Origin of the sequence: Pseudomonas sp. PDM03 (assembly GCF_014852385.1) — a bacterium.
GTDB lineage: Bacteria > Pseudomonadota > Gammaproteobacteria > Pseudomonadales > Pseudomonadaceae > Aquipseudomonas > Aquipseudomonas migulae.
The window spans coordinates 60,188-77,171 of sequence record NZ_JACVBM010000003.1 but is presented as its reverse complement, the minus strand read 5'-3'; the positions used below and the strand labels follow the sequence as shown (position 1 = coordinate 77,171).

General features: G+C 58.1%; 21 protein-coding genes. 11 read left to right on the top strand and 10 right to left on the bottom strand.

Going from position 1 to position 16,984, the window contains the following annotated elements:
• Position 1: 1 nt before the first annotated feature.
• Positions 2–580, bottom strand: coding sequence for a PilZ domain-containing protein (locus IB254_RS07245; RefSeq protein WP_008037701.1), 579 nt, complete (start codon positions 578–580; stop codon positions 2–4).
• A gap of 94 nt (positions 581–674) precedes the next feature.
• Between IB254_RS07245 and IB254_RS07240 the strand changes: the two genes are divergently transcribed.
• The 3 genes from IB254_RS07240 (at position 675) to IB254_RS07230 (ending at position 3,925) form a co-directional block, all read left to right on the top strand.
• Positions 675–1,925, top strand: coding sequence for a lipoprotein-releasing ABC transporter permease subunit (locus IB254_RS07240; protein ID WP_008028449.1), 1,251 nt, complete (start codon positions 675–677; stop codon positions 1,923–1,925).
• A 7-nt stretch (positions 1,926–1,932) separates the two neighbouring features.
• Positions 1,933–2,616: a lipoprotein-releasing ABC transporter ATP-binding protein LolD gene (gene lolD / locus IB254_RS07235; protein WP_167362922.1), complete on the top strand. Its 684-nt coding sequence runs from the start codon at positions 1,933–1,935 to the stop codon at positions 2,614–2,616.
• A gap of 64 nt (positions 2,617–2,680) precedes the next feature.
• On the top strand, positions 2,681–3,925 hold the full coding sequence (locus IB254_RS07230; protein ID WP_192416882.1) for a lipoprotein-releasing ABC transporter permease subunit: 1,245 nt from the start codon (positions 2,681–2,683) through the stop codon (positions 3,923–3,925).
• Positions 3,926–4,031: 106 nt separating this feature from the next.
• Here the strand turns inward: IB254_RS07230 and IB254_RS07225 are convergent, their stop codons facing one another.
• Positions 4,032–5,381: a heavy metal sensor histidine kinase gene (locus IB254_RS07225; protein WP_192416881.1), complete on the bottom strand. Its 1,350-nt coding sequence runs from the start codon at positions 5,379–5,381 to the stop codon at positions 4,032–4,034.
• Positions 5,381–6,061: a heavy metal response regulator transcription factor gene (locus IB254_RS07220; RefSeq protein WP_008028443.1), complete on the bottom strand. Its 681-nt coding sequence runs from the start codon at positions 6,059–6,061 to the stop codon at positions 5,381–5,383. Before IB254_RS07220 ends, IB254_RS07225 begins: the two co-directional genes overlap by 1 nt.
• A 155-nt stretch (positions 6,062–6,216) precedes the next feature.
• Here IB254_RS07220 and IB254_RS07215 point away from each other — a divergent pair, with 155 nt between their 5' ends.
• Together IB254_RS07215 and queF are read left to right on the top strand one after the other, a co-directional pair.
• On the top strand, positions 6,217–6,738 hold the full coding sequence (locus IB254_RS07215) for a plastocyanin/azurin family copper-binding protein (protein ID WP_192416880.1): 522 nt from the start codon (positions 6,217–6,219) through the stop codon (positions 6,736–6,738).
• A gap of 61 nt (positions 6,739–6,799) precedes the next feature.
• On the top strand, positions 6,800–7,630 hold the full coding sequence (queF, locus tag IB254_RS07210) for an NADPH-dependent 7-cyano-7-deazaguanine reductase QueF (RefSeq protein WP_008028439.1): 831 nt from the start codon (positions 6,800–6,802) through the stop codon (positions 7,628–7,630).
• A 172-nt stretch (positions 7,631–7,802) separates the two neighbouring features.
• Here queF and IB254_RS07205 read toward each other — a convergent pair whose 3' ends face one another.
• The gene (locus IB254_RS07205; protein ID WP_008028435.1) at positions 7,803–8,066 is read right to left on the bottom strand and encodes a DUF4404 family protein; all 264 of its coding nucleotides are present in this window, start codon (positions 8,064–8,066) and stop codon (positions 7,803–7,805) included.
• Between the two features lie 109 nt (positions 8,067–8,175).
• Entirely contained in the window at positions 8,176–8,796 is a 621-nt protein-coding gene (locus tag IB254_RS07200) for an HAD family phosphatase (RefSeq protein ID WP_192416879.1), read from the bottom strand.
• 201 nt (positions 8,797–8,997) lie between these two features.
• Between IB254_RS07200 and IB254_RS07195 the strand changes: the two genes are divergently transcribed.
• Positions 8,998–9,687 (top strand): VacJ family lipoprotein, encoded by a 690-nt coding sequence (locus IB254_RS07195; protein ID WP_192416878.1) that lies wholly within the window; start codon positions 8,998–9,000, stop codon positions 9,685–9,687.
• Between the two features lie 62 nt (positions 9,688–9,749).
• Here IB254_RS07195 and IB254_RS07190 read toward each other — a convergent pair whose 3' ends face one another.
• Positions 9,750–10,049 (bottom strand): PilZ domain-containing protein, encoded by a 300-nt coding sequence (locus tag IB254_RS07190; protein ID WP_192416877.1) that lies wholly within the window; start codon positions 10,047–10,049, stop codon positions 9,750–9,752.
• A 276-nt stretch (positions 10,050–10,325) separates the two neighbouring features.
• Here IB254_RS07190 and rssB point away from each other — a divergent pair, with 276 nt between their 5' ends.
• Together rssB and rssC are read left to right on the top strand one after the other, a co-directional pair.
• Positions 10,326–11,507 carry a two-component system response regulator RssB gene (gene rssB / locus IB254_RS07185; protein WP_084323765.1) on the top strand — a complete coding sequence of 394 codons (1,182 nt, stop codon included), beginning with the start codon at positions 10,326–10,328 and terminating at the stop codon, positions 11,505–11,507.
• Positions 11,507–11,989, top strand: coding sequence for an anti-sigma factor antagonist RssC (gene rssC / locus IB254_RS07180; protein WP_007935262.1), 483 nt, complete (start codon positions 11,507–11,509; stop codon positions 11,987–11,989). The genes rssB and rssC overlap by 1 nt, the downstream gene beginning before the upstream one ends.
• A gap of 128 nt (positions 11,990–12,117) precedes the next feature.
• Here rssC and tal read toward each other — a convergent pair whose 3' ends face one another.
• On the bottom strand, positions 12,118–13,044 hold the full coding sequence (gene tal / locus IB254_RS07175) for a transaldolase (protein WP_008028427.1): 927 nt from the start codon (positions 13,042–13,044) through the stop codon (positions 12,118–12,120).
• Positions 13,045–13,222: 178 nt separating this feature from the next.
• Positions 13,223–14,242, bottom strand: a complete 1,020-nt coding sequence (dusA, locus tag IB254_RS07170; protein ID WP_192226307.1) for a tRNA dihydrouridine(20/20a) synthase DusA — start codon at positions 14,240–14,242, stop codon at positions 13,223–13,225.
• Here dusA and IB254_RS07165 point away from each other — a divergent pair.
• Positions 14,160–14,477 (top strand): hypothetical protein, encoded by a 318-nt coding sequence (locus tag IB254_RS07165; protein ID WP_192417010.1) that lies wholly within the window; start codon positions 14,160–14,162, stop codon positions 14,475–14,477. The two genes, dusA and IB254_RS07165, sit on opposite strands and share 83 nt — an antisense overlap.
• 104 nt (positions 14,478–14,581) lie before the next feature.
• Entirely contained in the window at positions 14,582–15,244 is a 663-nt protein-coding gene (locus IB254_RS07160; RefSeq protein ID WP_192226309.1) for a hypothetical protein, read from the top strand.
• Between the two features lie 118 nt (positions 15,245–15,362).
• On the opposite strand, the gene IB254_RS07155 is transcribed toward IB254_RS07160, so the two are convergent.
• The gene (locus IB254_RS07155; RefSeq protein WP_192416876.1) at positions 15,363–16,463 is read right to left on the bottom strand and encodes an acyltransferase family protein; all 1,101 of its coding nucleotides are present in this window, start codon (positions 16,461–16,463) and stop codon (positions 15,363–15,365) included.
• A complete protein-coding gene (locus IB254_RS07150; RefSeq protein ID WP_008037679.1) occupies positions 16,444–16,680 on the bottom strand; it encodes a hypothetical protein in 237 nt (78 codons plus the stop codon). Before IB254_RS07150 ends, IB254_RS07155 begins: the two co-directional genes overlap by 20 nt.
• Positions 16,681–16,712: 32 nt before the next feature.
• Between IB254_RS07150 and IB254_RS07145 the strand changes: the two genes are divergently transcribed.
• The gene (locus IB254_RS07145) at positions 16,713–16,931 is read left to right on the top strand and encodes a hypothetical protein (RefSeq protein WP_008037677.1); all 219 of its coding nucleotides are present in this window, start codon (positions 16,713–16,715) and stop codon (positions 16,929–16,931) included.
• The last annotated feature ends 53 nt before the right edge of the window (positions 16,932–16,984 follow it).

Genomic DNA, 16,984 nt, shown 5'->3' with positions numbered 1-16,984 from the left:
ATTAATTGCCTGATTCGTTTTCGCGGGCCAGGCGTCGTTCCTGGGCCTGCTTTTGCAGAATGTAACGGGCCAGCAGTTGGCGTTGGGCATCGGTCGGGCGTTCGAACTCGGTACCGATGTCGAAGCCGCCGCCCTTGCGGTCGCAATGGGTGACGCGCGCCCGAAGCAGCAGGCCGAGGGCTTGTGGCATCAACACCAGTTTCACCGACAAGTGAGTGCCTTCAGCGATAGCGGTCGGATTCTGGAAATCGATACCGCCTTCCGAGATGATCACTGGCTGCGGCTCGCCGATCTGCCCAAGCACGGTGATGGCGATCACCTGGCTGAGCAGATCGATGCGTTTGTTCTGGGATTTCAGGAACGCCGCGAGGGTGCGGTCGCGTTCACTGATCTGGCGCAGCAGGTGTTGCGACTCGAATTCGCTCAGGTGCAATTCGCTGAGCAGGTTGAAGAGTGGGGAAGCATCCTGCAACACTTCCTGGCCTGCGGCTTCGGGAGCGGACAGGGGCCGAATTTCCAGTGCGATCGTGTCCTCGATACGGTAGTATTCGCGGCGATCTTCTTCATCTAATGTCGACATGGCGAACCCATGGTAGCGGCGGTGGTCTGAGTGTAAAGCTGGTTATCGACCCCCGCCACAAGGACGTTCCTTTTCCCTCCGAACAAGCCCCGACATGTTCAGACCTCTCTTCGTATTTATTGGCACGCGTTATACCCGTGCAAAGCGTCGCAATCATTTTGTGTCGTTCATTTCCCTGACTTCGATCATCGGTCTTGCCCTCGGCGTGATCGTGATGATCGTCGTGCTGTCGGTCATGAACGGCTTCGATCATGAGATGCGCACGCGCGTGTTGGGCATGGTGCCCCACGCGACCATCGAGTCCGGTGAGCCGATCAGCGACTGGCAGGGCCTCGCCGCCAAGGTCAAGCAGAACCCGCAAGTGACGGCCGTGGCGCCGTTTACCCAGATGCAGGGGTTGCTGACCAACAACGGCAAGGTCTCCAAGGTGCTGCTCAATGCCATCGACCCGGCGCTGGAACGCCAGGTGTCGATCATTGACAAGTTCATGCTGCAGGGCAAACTCGACGACCTCGCGCCCGGCAGTTTCGGCATCGTCATCGGCGACAAGGCGGCCGCCAAGCTCGGCGCGGCCATCGGCGACAAGCTGACCTTCGTTGCGCCGGAAGTCACCGTGACCCCGGCCGGCATGTTCCCGCGCATGAAACGCTTTACCGTGGTCGGCATCTTCCATGTCGGCGCCGGTGAAATCGACGGTTACCTGGGCGTCACCAATCTGCAGGATCTGGCGAAGCTGCACCGCTGGAAACCGGATCAGGTGCAGGGCATCCGCCTGAAGTTCGACGACCTGTTCCAGGCGCCACGTACCGCGTGGAACATCGCCCAGCAGCTCGGTGAAGACCATTTCTACGCCCGCGACTGGACCCGTACCCACGGCAATCTGTATCAGGCTATCCGCATGGAAAAAGCCATGATCGGTCTGCTGTTGCTGCTGATCGTTGCCGTGGCCGCGTTCAACATCATTTCCACGCTGGTGATGGTGGTGAACGACAAGAAGGGCGACATCGCCATTCTGCGTACCCTCGGCGCCACGCCGGGTTCGATCATGGCGATCTTCATGGTGCAGGGCACGGTCATCGGTGTGGTCGGTACGCTGATCGGCGCCGTGGTCGGGATCTTCGCCGCGCTGAACGTCAGCGCCGCGATCTCGGTGCTCGAAGGCCTGATCGGACACAAGTTCCTCAACGCCGACGTGTACTTCATCGATTACCTGCCGTCGCAAGTGCAGAGCCAGGATGTGTTGATGGTCTGCGCCGCCGCGTTGGTCCTGAGTTTCCTCGCCACCCTGTATCCAGCCTGGCGTGCCGCGCGCACCCAGCCTGCGGAGGCGCTACGTTATGAGTGAGTCGGGCATGAGTGATAAAGCAATCTTGAGCTGCCGCAACCTGGGCAAATCCTACGAGGAAGGCCCGGAATCGGTAGAAGTGTTGGCCGGTCTGCAGCTGGAGCTGCATCCGGGTGAGCGCGTGGCGATTGTCGGCACCTCGGGTTCGGGCAAAAGTACTTTGCTCAACCTGCTGGGCGGTCTCGACACGCCGACCAAGGGCAGCGTCTGGCTCGACGGCGAAGAGCTGTCGGCACTCAGCGAGAAGAATCGCGGCCTGTTGCGCAATCGGTCGCTGGGTTTCGTTTACCAGTTCCACCATTTGCTGCCGGAATTCACCGCGCTGGAAAACGTCTGCATGCCGTTGCTGATCGGCAAGACCGCGATCCCGGAAGCGCGTCAGCGTGCGACGGCGCTGCTGGAGCGGGTAGGGCTGGGCCATCGCCTGGAACACAAACCGGCGGAATTGTCTGGTGGCGAACGTCAACGCGTGGCCATCGCCCGCGCGCTGGTGAACAAGCCAGGGCTGGTGATGCTCGACGAGCCGACCGGCAACCTCGACTCCCACACCGCCCAGGGTATTCAGGATTTGATGCTGGAGCTCAGCACCTCGATGCGCACGGCGTTCCTGGTGGTGACTCACGACATGAACCTGGCTCGCCAGATGGATCGCGTCCTGCACTTGCAGGAAGGTTGCCTGACGCCTATCTGATTGGCCGAAACCCGATGTCTGAAAAGGCGTCGGGTCTTTTTGTTTTTATACGGTGCCCCAGCGAATGTTCAGACCGTTATCGATCTTTATCGGCACGCGCTATACCCGCGCCAAGCGCCGCAATCGCTTTGTTTCGTTCATCTCGATGACCTCGATGATCGGCCTCGCCCTCGGTGTGCTGGCGATGATCGTGGTGTTGTCGGTCATGAACGGCTTCCAGCGCGAAATGAGCTCGCGCATCCTCGGCATGGTGCCTCACGCGACCATCGTCGGCGTGAACCCGATCGACGATTGGCAGCCGGTGGCCGACGCCGCGATGAAAAACCCGGAAGTGACCGCCGCCGTGCCGTTCACCGAAATGGAAGGCATGCTTTCCTATAAAGGCACGATGCAGCCGATCCAGGTCAGTGGTGTCGATCCGGCGCTGGAAGGCAAGGTCTCGATCGTTGCCCAGCAAATCGTCCAAGGGCGTCTCGATGCCTTGAAACCGGGCGAGTTCGGTGTGGTGATCGGTGAGATCACGGCACGACGTTTCCGCTTGAATGTCGGGGACAAGATCACCCTGATCGTGCCGGAAGTCAGCACCGCACCGGGCGGGATCACCCCGCGCATGCAGCGGCTTAACGTAGTAGGCGTGTTCAAGGTCGGCGCAGAGCTGGACGGCTCGATGGCGCTGATCCACGTTGCAGATGCCGCGCAGATGCAGCATTGGGAACCGAATCAGGTGCAGAGCGTGCGTCTGGCGGTGAAGGATTTGTACGCGGCGCCGAAGGTCTCCAGCGATATCGCTGGCGGCTTGGGCACGGCATACAAGGCTGACGACTGGACTCACACCCAGGGCAGCCTGTTCAGCGCGATGAAGATGGAAAAAACCATGATCGGCCTGCTGTTGCTGATGATCGTTGCGGTGGCAGCGTTCAACATCATCGCGACCTTGATCATGGTGGTGAACGACAAGGGCGCGGACATCGCGATCCTGCGTACCATCGGTGCCACGCCACGGCAGATCATGGCGATCTTCATGGTCCAGGGCACGGTGATCGGCGTGGTCGGCACCTTGATCGGTGGCGTGCTCGGCGTGATTGCCGCACTGAACGTCAGTGAGCTGGTGGGCTGGGTGGAGCGGGTCAGTGGGCAGCACATCTTCAGTTCTGACGTATATTTCGTCAGCAACCTGCCTTCGGAGTTGCAGGGTGGGGATGTGTTGCTGATCTGCTCGGCCGGGTTTGTGTTGAGCTTCCTCGCCACTGTTTACCCGGCGTGGCGTGCGGCGAAGATCGAGCCGGCTCACGCGCTGAGATATTCGTAAGCCCTGACACCGCTATCGCGAGCAGGCTCGCTCCCACAATTGACCGAGGCGACTCAGGACTAATGTGGGAGCGAGCCTGCTCGCGATGAGGTCGGCCCTGCTAGCCTCAATCTCCCTTCGGCAACTCAATCACAAACCGCGTCCACCCATTCTCCGATTCGCAACGAATCTGCCCGCCATGGGCACGAATGATCGACTGGGTAATCGCCAACCCCAACCCCGCATGTTCACTGCTGCCTTCCTGTCGCGCCGGATCTGCCCGATAAAACCGATCAAACAAACGCGGCAGTAATGCCCCGTCAATGCCTTCGCCGCTGTTCTCGACCGTCAGACTCAAACCTTCAGGCCGCTCGATCATCCGCACCCGAACCTCACCTTCGGCCGGCGTGAATCGCAGCGCGTTATCCAGCAAATTCGAAAGTGCCCGACGCAACATGCTCCGGTCTCCCTCCAGGCGCGCGTTGCCTTCGCGGCTCAACGTCACCTGGGCGTCTTCGGCCAATGGCGCAAAAAACTCCAGCAACACATCCGCTTCTTCCGCCAATTCCAGGGGTTCACGTTTGGGCATCAGCAACCCGTGATCAGCCTTGGCCAGGTACAACATGTCGTTGACCAGTTGCGCCATCCATTGCAGTTCTTCGAGGTTGCTGTGCAGCGCTTCGCGGTAATCCTCAAGGGGGCGTGGGCGGGTGAGGGTGACCTGGGTGTGGGTCAGCAAATTTGACAGGGGGGTGCGCAGTTCATGGGCGATGTCGGCAGAAAACGCCGAGAGCCGCTGAAAAGAGTCGTCGAGGCGTCCGAGCATGGCGTTGAAGTTGTGGGCCATTTCCGCAAGTTCGGGGGGCATGCTCTCTTCGGGCAGTCGGGCGTTCAGCGACTGCGCGGAAACGCCACTGGCGATTGCACTCATGCGCCGTAACGGACGCAACCCGCTACGCGCCGCCCAGGCACCTAGCAGAGCGGTGGCCAGGGCCGACAAACCGACGGTCAGCCAGATCAAGTGCTGCATGCGCTGCAGAAAGTGTTGGTGGTGGGTGATGTCCAGCAGCAGGGTCAATTGCGGTGAGTCAGGCTTGTCGACAAACAACGGCGCATTGAGGACGCGGTAGTCGGTGCCGTTGTCGTTCATGGTCGACAAACCCGGCCTCTGCGGAAGTTTGTCGGGCAGGCTCGCGGCGCTGTCGTACCAACGCTTGCCGTCGCTGCCAGAAATGCGCAGGGACAAATCAGCCTGACGGTTCAATTCATCCGCCAGTCTGACTTCGCTTTCACTGGACTGAAGATCGTGAAGCGCTCGGCGCAAACCAATGAGCTTGCCGTCCAGCAATTGCTGGTCCAGTTCAACGAAGTGCGCCTCGCTGGCTCGGCTGAACAACACGCCAGCGAACAACGAAACCACGGCGGTGCAAGCTGCAAACAGCAGCGCCAGACGGCTGCTCAATGAAAGTCGGCGCATCAGGCCGGGCGCTCTTCGAGGACATAACCCATGCCGCGCACGGTATGGATCAATTTGTTCGGAAACTCGTCGTCGATTTTCAGGCGCAAACGGCGGATGGCGACTTCGATGACATTGGTGTCGCTGTCGAAATTCATGTCCCAGACCTGGGAAGCGATCAGCGATTTGGGCAGCACTTCGCCCTGACGGCGCAGAAGCATTTCCAGCAGGGCGAATTCCTTGGCGGTCAGGTCGATGCGTTGGCCACTGCGTTCGACGCGACGGCGGATCAGATCCAGACGCAAATCGGCCAGTTGCAGGCTGGTTTCCTGTGGCGTGGTGCTGCCGCGACGCAACAGGCTGCGGACCCGGGCCAACAGTTCGGAGAAGGCGAACGGTTTGACCAGATAATCGTCGGCGCCCAGTTCGAGGCCGTGAACCCGGTCTTCCACCGCGTCGCGCGCGGTCAGAAACAGGACCGGCGTGTCGAGGCCTGCGCTGCGCACTGCCTGGAGGATTTGCCAGCCATCGCGACCGGGCAACATCACATCGAGGATCAACAGCGCGTAGTCACCGCTCAATGCCAATTGCTGGCCAGTGTCTCCGTCGGCCACCAATTCGGTGTTGAACCCGGCTTCGGTCAGGCCCTGACGCAGGTAATGGCCGGTTTTCGGTTGGTCTTCGACGATCAGCAGTTTCATGGGCGACTCGAGGTAAATGGAACGAACGCTTTATACCGTGGGCAGCGGTTGTGCAGGCCAACCTGACAAAGTTGTAATCTGGCTGTCAGGTTACGGGCAGTGGCCGCAGTTTAGTGTTTTCCGCAGGCTGAACTTTATCTTGTTGGAGTACGACTATGTTTTTGCGCAAACCCCTGGTGCTGGCTGTGTGCCTGCTGGTGCTGAGTTCGCCGGTGTGGGCATCGCCGGCGCACACCTACGACTTCGGGCAGCCGGCCCCGGCTGCCAAGGCGACCCGCAGCGTTGAAGTGGTGATGGGCGACATGTCGTTCACCCCAAAGGCCATCGATATCAAGGCCGGTGAGACAGTTCGCTTTGTGCTGGTGAATAAAGGCCAGTTGCTGCACGAATTCAACCTCGGTGACGCGGCGATGCATGCAAAACATCAGCAGGAAATGATGAAGATGCAGCAGAGCGGCATGCTTACGCCTACAGGGATGAAGGAAATGGACCACGGCGCGATGGCGGGAATGGATCATGGTATGAAACACGATGACCCCAATAGCGTGCTGGTCGAGCCGGGTAAAACCGCCGAACTGACCTGGACCTTCACCAAGGCCACCAACCTGGAATTTGCCTGCAATATTCCAGGTCACTATCAGGCTGGCATGGTCGGTAAACTGACAGTCAGTCAGTAAGCACTCTAAGGCGCGAGCAAAGGCTGGTAGAATCCGCTGATTCTTCAGTCAGGTTTCCGCCATGCATCCCGCAGCCGAACACTCGCCGCTGGGTAAATCCAGCGAATACATCGCCACTTACACGCCGTCCTTGCTGTTTCCGATCCCGCGCACTGCGAAATGGGCGGAGCTGGGGCTGACGGCTGAAACCCTGCCGTATAAAGGCGTGGATTTCTGGAACTGCTTCGAGCTGTCGTGGCTGTTGCCGTCCGGTAAACCCGTGGTGGCGATCGGCGAATTCTGCATCCCGGCGGATTCGCCGAACATTATCGAATCCAAGTCGTTCAAGTTGTATCTGAACTCGCTGAATCAGACACCGTTTGCCGATATCGCAAGCCTTGAAGCGACCCTGGTGAACGACCTGTCCGCTGCGGCAGGCAAGCCGGTCGGCGTGCGGGTTCGCCGCCTGAAAGACGTTGAAGCGGAAGGCGTCGTGGCGTTGCCGGGTGTGTGCATCGATGACCTGGACATCAGCGTCAGCAACTATGAGCATCCGCGTCCGGAGCTGCTGCGTTGTGATGATTCGCGCATCGTCGAGGAGAGCGTGCACAGTCATTTGCTCAAATCCAACTGCCCGGTGACCAGTCAGCCGGACTGGGGCAGCGTGGTGGTGGAATACCGTGGCGCGGCGCTGGATCACGCGAGTCTGCTGGAGTACATCGTGAGCTTCCGTCAGCACTCGGACTTCCATGAGCAATGCGTGGAGCGGATCTTCCTCGACCTGCAACGCTTGCTGAAACCGGAGAAATTGACGGTGTACGCGCGGTATGTGCGTCGCGGCGGGTTGGACATCAACCCGTATCGCAGCACTGAAGACGTGCAACTGCCGAACCATCGCCTGGTCCGCCAGTAAAGTACCCCTGTGGGAGCGAGCCTGCTCGCGATTAGTCCAGCACATTCAACATTGATGTTGACTGACACTCAGCCATCGCGAGCAGGCTCGCTCCTACAGGGGGTTGCATTGCAAATCCGGGCTATGAAAAAGCCCCGCTATCACTGGCGGGGCTTTTTTGTATCTGGCGGGTTCAGATCCCCATGCTGACCAGGGATTGCACAATGTTGCGCAAGGTGCCGGCAATGGCGGGGTGTTCAAGTTCAAAGCGTTCGACGGCCAGGTTTACGCCATCGGCGAGGCTGGAGTCCTGGGTTTTGGTTTCGAGTTCAAGCTCAAGTTCGATCTGTTGCATCAGCGCATGCAGGTCGGCGCGCTCTGCTTCGGTCAGCGGAGGATTCTGTTCCAATTGCTCGCGCAGGGCATTGAGCTGTTGTTGCAGTTCGCGGGCAGGCATGGCGTTCTTCCTTTTATCGATAGGCACTGGCATAGACCGTGGCAGCGCGCCAAAGGTCTATGGCTGACCTTTAGATTAATCCACTCGCGCGCAACCTGCATGATCTCGATCAGGGCTTTTCACCCTTGAGCCGACGCAGGCTGATGTCGGCCAGGCAGGTGTCGAGTTCGCCGAGGTGATCGATCACCGAATGCACGCCCAGGCCGAACAATTGCACGGTGGCCTTGCCGCGCAGGTGTTCGCGTTCCTTTTGGCTCAAGGCCTGCCATTCGCTGGGCGCCAGCCCGCACAGTGAGCCGCAGGAGGCCAGGCCGATGGTCCACAACCCGGCATTCAGGCCCGATTGCAGCAATCGCGGTTCGCCGCTGACCAGCACGCAACCATCCAGTTGCCCGACATTCAGCGCCATCAAGGCTTGCCAGCATGCATTAGGTGCTGGCCACGGATTGATTGTTGCGGGGTGTTGCGACGGCTTGACCCAGTCGGGCAGGGCGGCGGCCAGCGAGAGGCTCAATGCGGGGGGAAGTTCGTCGAGCCAGGCACAGGGAATCTGCTGGCGCTGCAAACTGTGCAGGCTGTCCAGAGCGCCAGGTGTGACTTCGGCATGCTCGGCGCAATGGTCGCCGCGCTGGTGCGTGCGGGCGCCGAAGTCCACCAGGCAACCGCTGAGGCCAAACAGGACGGCGGTCAGGCTGGGGGCGGCGAGGGGCAAGGTTTCGGCGTGCGGCATGTCAACATCCCTGAAATAGCGTCAAGGCTATGCGCCGCCGGTGACAGTTGAGTGACATGGATGTGAATCGCTCACAGTCATGGCGAATCATCCGTAGGCCATCACGCACGATGCTGCCTAAAGCGGCTTTTCCGTCTTATACTCACCGGCTTAATGTTCGGGCCAAGACGCCCGCGCCAGTACAATCCAAGGAGTTTTTCTATGCGCTGGAGCAATCATCTAGCTCAGTTTTGTGTGTGCGCCAGTGTGTTGCTGGCCCCGTTCGCTGCCCAGGCAGCCACGGAAGAGGACCCTTGGGAAAGCATCAACCGTCCGATCTACAAGTTCAACGACGTGCTCGACACCTATGCGCTGAAGCCTCTGGCGCAGGGCTACCAGTTCGTGACCCCGCAATTTCTCGAAGACGGCATCCACAACATGTTCCGCAACGTCGGTGATGTCACCAACCTTGCCAACAACATCTTGCAGGCCAAACCGGGAGCTGCCGGCGTCGACACCGCACGCCTGATCTTCAACACCACCTTCGGCCTGTTGGGTTTCTTCGATGTGGGCACCAAGATGGGCCTCAATCGCAGCGACGAAGATTTCGGTCAGACGTTGGGCTACTGGGGTGTAGGAAGCGGCCCGTACGTGATGCTGCCGTTGCTGGGCCCAAGCACTCTGCGTGATGCGCCTGCCAAGTTTGTCGACGGCTACACCGGCCCGTACCCGTACATCCACGACGTACCGGTGCGTAACTCGATCTTCGCCCTGAACATCGTCGACACCCGCGCCAGTCTGCTGTCGGCCGAGAAGCTGATCAGCGGCGACAAGTACACCTTCATCCGCAATGCGTACTTGCAGAACCGCGAGTTCAAAGTCAAAGACGGTCAGGTCGAAGACGATTTTTGATCTCGACCGGTAAAAACGAAGAAGGCGGCCCGTTGGCCGCCTTTTTTGGTTTTGGATCCGGGTTATTTCATTTTCAAGATTGTAAGGCCGAGTTTCTGACTGGCGCCGTCCTGTTCTTTAACCCGGACCACTTCAGTGTCGGCTTCGAGCCCTTTGAGTGCCGCATGATCGGAGTCGATCCGCACGCTGAGCCGGTCGCCGACCTTGAACAGACGCGGTGCCTCAACCTGCATGCCACTGCTGGAAAGGTCGATGCAGACGGCTGCAACTTCGTCCCCTTCATGAATCAGCGCGACATCGGCATCGACTCGCATGCGGATGAAATCACGCTTTTCGCTGTAGTCCCGTTCGGTTTGGCTCATGGGCTTCATCCTTCCATTGGGTTACGGTTTTATCAGTTCTTATAACTCTCGGTGATTTGACAAGTAAAGACGTCAAGCGACCATCGGCGTGAGCTTGAAACGCCCCGCGGATGGGAGTACCGTCTGCGCCTTAGAAGGGCACCTCTGGTGTGCCTGTCAGTAGGGTCGATGCCCGAAAGCGGTGCAACAGAGAGGCTAGAAAGCGAATCCAGTAGTGTGTGCGGGGTCAATTGCCCAGCCTGCTACGCCAACCTAATTCTGGCGCCGTTTGCCCACATGCCAAAAACCAGTGCCACGCTGCTGATAATCGATGATGACGAAGTAGTGCGCGCGAGCCTCGCCGCCTATTTGGAAGACAGTGGTTTCAGCGTCTTGCAGGCCAGCAATGGCCAGCAGGGTCTTCAGGTATTCGAGCAAGACAAGCCCGACTTGGTCATCTGCGATCTGCGCATGCCGCAGATGGGCGGACTCGAACTCATTCGCCAGGTCACCGAGCGGTCACCGCAAACCCCAGTGATTGTGGTTTCGGGTGCCGGCGTGATGAACGACGCAGTCGAGGCCTTGCGCCTGGGTGCGGCGGATTACCTGATCAAGCCTCTCGAAGATCTGGCCGTGCTCGAGCACTCTGTGCGCCGGGCCCTGGATCGCGCGCGTCTGCTGCTGGAAAACCAGCGCTACCGTGAGAAGCTGGAAAAGGCCAATCGCGAGCTTGAAGCCAGCCTGAACCTGCTCCAGGAAGACCAGAATGCCGGTCGCCAGGTGCAGATGAACATGCTGCCGGTCAGCCCCTGGACCATTGACGAATTCCAGTTTGCACACCAGATCATCCCGTCGCTGTACCTGTCGGGTGATTTCGTTGACTACTTTCGGGTCGACGAGCGTCGGGTAGCGTTCTACCTGGCGGACGTTTCCGGTCATGGCGCTTCTTCAGCCTTCGTCACGGTGCTGCTGAAATTCATGACCACGCGCTTGCTGTTCGAATCCAAGCGCAACGGCACATTGCCGGAATTCAAGCCTTCAGAGGTCCTTGGTCATATCAACCGGGGCCTGATCAGTTGTAAGCTGGGTAAACACGTCACAATGGTCGGTGGAGTCATCGACGAGGAGACAGGTTTGTTGACCTATAGCATCGGTGGTCATTTACCGTTGCCTGTGTTGTACACGCCAGACAGTGTTCGATATCTGGAAGGGCGTGGTCTGCCGGTGGGCCTCTTCAATGAAGCCACCTACGAAGATCACGTGCTGGAGCTGCCGCCGACGTTCAGCCTGACGCTGATGTCCGATGGCATTCTGGACCTTTTGCCAGAACCTACACTCAAAGAAAAAGAAGCGGCTTTGCCCCAGCGGGTCAAGGCAGCGGGCGGCACCCTGGATGGGCTGCGGCAGGTTTTTGGATTGGCCACGCTAGGGGAGATGCCGGATGATATCGCCCTGTTGGTGTTGAGCAGGAATCTTTAATGAGTACCGGTAGAATCCAGTTCGCCGAGCAGGACGGCACCTTCGTCCTGAAGTTCGTCGGTGAAGTTCGCCTGACCCTGTGTTCGGCGTTGGATGCGACTATTGAGCGGATCTTCACGGCGTTGAACTTCAACGCGATCGTGATCGACCTGACCGAAACCCGCAGCATCGACAGCACCACCCTTGGCCTGTTGGCCAAACTGTCGATCCTGTCGCGGCAGAAAGTCGGCCTGCTGCCGACCGTCGTCACCACCCACGAAGACATCACGCGTCTGCTGCAGTCCATGGGCTTCGAGCAGGTGTTCAACATCGTTGACCGCCCGATCCCGTGCCCTGAGTGCCTGACCGACTTGCCTGACCAGGACCAGTCGGAAGAAGTGGTGCGGATCAAAGTGCTTGAAGCGCACAAGATCCTCATGGGGCTGAATGATTCGAATCGTGAAGCGTTTCATGATCTGGTGAATGCGCTGGAGCGTCATTGATCCTTTGAAAGGGTAGGGGCGGGACTGGCCTCATCGCCCCTACATCCCCAAAGCGAGCACCAAACAAACGCACACAAAAAAGGGCGAACCCATCAAGGTTCGCCCTTTTTGCATTGCGCTGAACTAGATCACAGCTTGGCCTGCAACAGCGCCTCAAGCTTCTCCTGGTCCCGGGCAAACTGACGAATCCCTTCCGCCAGTTTCTCGGTCGCCATCGCATCTTCGTTGGACAACCAACGGAACTGCGCTTCATTCAGGCTCAAGCGCGCTTCACCGGTATGACCTGGCGCCAATTTACGCTCCAGCTTGCCAGTGTCCGCCGCCAGTTTATCGATCAAGTCCGGGCTGATGGTCAGGCGGTCGCAACCGGCCAGTTGCTCGATCTGATTCAGGTTGCGGAAGCTCGCGCCCATGACCACGGTCTTGTAGTCATTGGCCTTGTAGTAGTTGTAGATACGCGTCACCGACTGGACGCCCGGATCATCCGCGCCGGTGTAGTCGTTGCCGTTGGCCTTCTTGTACCAGTCGTAGATACGGCCCACGAACGGCGAAATAAGGAACACACCTGCATCGGCGCACGCCGCCGCCTGGGCGAACGAAAACAGCAATGTCAGGTTGGTCTGGATGCCTTCTTTTTCCAGGATTTCGGCAGCGCGGATACCTTCCCAGGTGGAAGCGATCTTGATCAGCACGCGGTCACGGCCGATGCCGGCCTTTTCATACAGCTCGATCAGACGGTGCGCACGCTTCAATACGGCGTCAGTGTCGAACGACAGGCGCGCGTCCACTTCAGTGGAAATACGGCCCGGAATCACTTTCAGGATCTCTTGCCCTACCGCGACGCCAAAACGGTCGCTGGCCAGGCCCACATCGCCCTTGCAGTCGCTGACGCAAGCGTTCAACAACTCGGCATAGCCCGGAATGGCCGCTGCTTTGAGCAGCAGGGAAGGGTTGGTGGTAGCGTCCACCGGTTTAACGCGAGCGATCGCTTCGAAGTCGCCGGTGTCGGCAACCACGGTGGTCATCTGTTTGAGTTGTTCCAGCTTGGAAGTCATGGGCGTGCTCTGTCCTATGGGTCTAATGACATTACCCGAGCGCTGACAGCCACTCAAGGGCACATGTACGTATCGAAGGCCCCGGCGGCAACATCTGGAAAACGGATGTTTGAAAGGCGGGGCGCGGTGTCCGTAAATACGATGCCAAATCCGGGCGCAGGTTCAACGCGGGTGACCGTTAACGCCCTTCAAGCAACTCCGCCGCCTGATCCAGCAACGCCAGAGGCTCCTTGGCCTTATGGATATCCACCGACAACAACTGCCGAAACTTGCGCGCCCCCGGAAACCCGGTGCCCAGACCCAGCACATGCCGGGTGATGTGGTGCATCGAACCGCCTGCATCAATATGCGCCGCGATATAAGGTCGCAACTGCGCCAGCGCTTGCGCCCGAGTGATCACCGGCGCCGTGCTGCCGAATAGTTGCTGATCCACCTCAGCCATCACATAAGGATTGTGATACGCCTCACGACCCAGCATCACACCGTCGAAGGTCTGCAAATGCTCGTGACAGGCCTCCAGCGTCTTGATCCCGCCGTTGAGAATAATCTCCAGCTCCGGAAAATCCGCCTTCAACCGCGCCGCCACGTCATAACGCAGGGGCGGAATATCGCGGTTCTCCTTCGGCGACAAGCCCTCCAGAATCGCGATCCGCGCATGCACCGTAAAACTCGTGCATCCGGCATCGCGAACCGTGCCGACGAAATCACACAACTCCTCGTAACTGTCCCGGCCGTTAATCCCTATCCGGTGCTTCACCGTCACCGGAATCGACACCGCATCGCGCATCGCCTTCACACAATCAGCCACCAACTGCGGATGCCCCATCAGCACCGCGCCGATCATGTTGTTCTGCACCCGATCACTCGGGCAGCCGACATTCAGGTTCACCTCGTCATAACCGTGCTCCTGCGCCATGCGAGCGCAAGCGGCCAGGTCCAGCGGAACACTGCCGCCGAGTTGCAAGGCGAGGGGGTGTTCGGCTTCGTTGTGGCGCAGGAAACGATCGTGATCACCGTTGAGCAGCGCGCCGGTGGTGACCATTTCGGTGTAGAGGAGGGCGTTCTTGGAGAGCAGGCGCAGGAAGTATCTGCAATGCCTATCAGTCCAGTCCATCATGGGCGCCACGCTGAAACGTCGTGACGGCTCAGAACGATTGGGGCTAGTGATTACGGGCGCTTCAGGGTTTTCGAAGGTCATTGATACAGATCTTTTATACGACGGTTTTTACCCATTTCCATTGTCCTTCAAATTCGGTTGCTACAAGGTAGCAAGCGAAATCGGCAATGTAGCAACAGGAAATGGGCACGATCACATCACGCAAACACAAGGACATCTTGACGTCCTGCACGGCGTAGATGCGGATCAATCGGGACGGGAAGGCAGTTTATCAGGAAAGCCAAGCCTTCGACCGCGAGCAATTTTCCAAGGCTGAATCAAGCGCCGAGGAATGAAGCCGTCAGACCTTGGTAGCCAAATCTGCCCCTTGGCTGATAGCATCTGGCTATCAATCCCGATGCACCTTCAGGAAGGGAATCCATGCAAAAAAAGATTGTTGCTATAGCGTTGGCCACACTGGGTATTTTTGTCGGCATGCAAAATGCTGTTGCGGGTGACAACCTGTTCAAGAGCTACGCCTATGACACGCCTCTCGCGAATTACACCGAGGCTGCAGGTTTTTATGACTGCTCTGCTGATGTGGGGGCTACCGCCAGGTGTATTGATGATGTGGATTTCATTGATCAAAAATTCACGGCGAGTCTGGTTTTTAGTGATGACAAGCTGATTATTGTTTCGCTGTTTACACCCTACGATCGCGATGTATTCGCGCGTGCCATTGGCGCCCTTGCCAAGACGTTTGGTCTGGTGGCACTGACTGACGGGAAATCGGTGCTGGACCTCGTTGAACTCACGGGTAAAGCAAAAAGCAAAGATGAATACACAGCCACGCTCACGAATTATGAAAGTGTTGCGTTGAACGCCAACGAATTGACCTATTCCTTTTTTGAAGGAGTTACTTCGTTCAAAGGCGCTTCCAACGTGCATAGCTTGATGGCATCAGCGCCCGCCAACATTAGAGGGGCTGATTTGATAGTCACTGGCGAGGGCGATGAGTCCAGCATCATTATCAAGTTTTCTTTTCCGAAACTCGATGAGCACAAAATGGCTCAGCAGGCCAAGAAGCCTGTCGAGGCTTTCTGACGTTGATCCTTGTTATGTAAAAAACCTCGCCAAAGCGAGGTTTTTTCATTTCTGGAGTTCACTACCACCGACAAGCCCTGTCTGTGACCGCGAGCGGGCGACTCAGGTTGGCCTGACTTTACGTACGATTCAGAACGACGGCATCAGGCCGCTTGAACTTGATGCGTCTGCTCCACGCGATGGCGGGACGTTCGAACAATAGATAGGCCATGGCCGAGAATGCGATGCACGTTGCAATGATCAGGACGGCGGCCAGTGCATCCGAGAAAAGGCCGGTTGGCATGAAAGCCCGGTAAACGCGCATGAAGAAACCGGTCACAGGAGAATGGAACAAGTACAGGCTGTAGGAAATCAGGGCAATTTTCTGCACGGGGTAGCTGGATATAAAACCCAGCATGGTGGAGCGATTAACCAGGAAGCAGAACAGTAAGCCCGTCAACCCGGCAGCAATGGTGAATGAGTTTTTAGTTGCAAGACCGATAACAAGCGCCAATGCACAGTAACCAATGGCGATGTAACGGCTTTGTTTAGTGCCGCTCAGGGTTTGAGCGCACAGCACCCCGGCCATGAAGCTGAACCAGAACGCAATAAATCCGCCTTTCCAGCCTATCGCATGAATTATCCCGGCGGGCCACAGCAGCGCCAGCAATGCGCTGCCCCAAATCCAGAGGTTGCGACGCTTGGGTGTTACACCCTCTCCAGCACGATCGGCTAACCACAGCAGCACCGCAAAAAAGATGTAGAACTGCACCTCGATACACAGGGTCCAGAACACCGTGATGATGTTTCTGATGCCAAGGAAATCTTGGAGAAACAGCACGTGGGCGAGTATGGCCGTCACGCCGGGGATTTCGATTCCGGGTTGCCCAAGCATGTGTTTTGCGGCGATCACGGCCACGCCCAGTGCAATGGCGGCGTAGTAGGGAGGGGCGAGGCGTACCAGGCGACGTGCCACAAAGTTTGTGGCGTTCACGTTATTCATTGGCACCCGGGATGTCGTGGTCGCCATGACAATGCCGCTTAGTACGAAAAATATAGGCACTCCCAAATGGCCTGCGTCAAAGACCATGTATTTCAACCAGCCTGGAATGGCTGCCAGCAGGGTTGGGATGTGATTTCCTTCGGATAAATGAAACAGAACCACCCAGAAGCATGCAAAACAGCGCAATGCGTCAACCAGGGCAAGACGATGTTTGTCATCAACGGTGATTCCACTCATTCAATGCTTCCTTTCTCTCGCGGCGGATGTTGTTTTTTGTGCGGGCACTGAACGCAGAGCTTAGCAGCTGCAGCAGCCTGTCGAACTTGCGAACACCACCGTCCACAGCCTTTTTGGAGGGCTCGGGAAATCGGAATACCTGAACAAATGCTGTCGCTGCGTGAAGTTTCACGATGCTGCCGGGTTCGCAGCCTAGGATGGACACTGAAGATTGCATCACCCCACCTCCGGCCACAGGGAACCTGAAAAATGATCTCGAACTTCTTCAAAGTCTTGCTGATCGGTGGTGCGCTGCTGTTGAGCGCCTGTTCGGGCGTCAGCACCCATAACGACTATTCAGAAGACCTCGAGCCGTCCGCCGGCTTCGGTCCTGGCCCGACCAATAGCCACAGTCAGCTGAACTTCCATGGCAGTGCATTGGGCAGCAGCTTCGGTGAATACGGTTCGGGACTGTTGCACGACGACTGACCGGCAACGGCGCGGTAATCCTGCCGTTGCCTGTTCGCCCACCTGTTACCTGA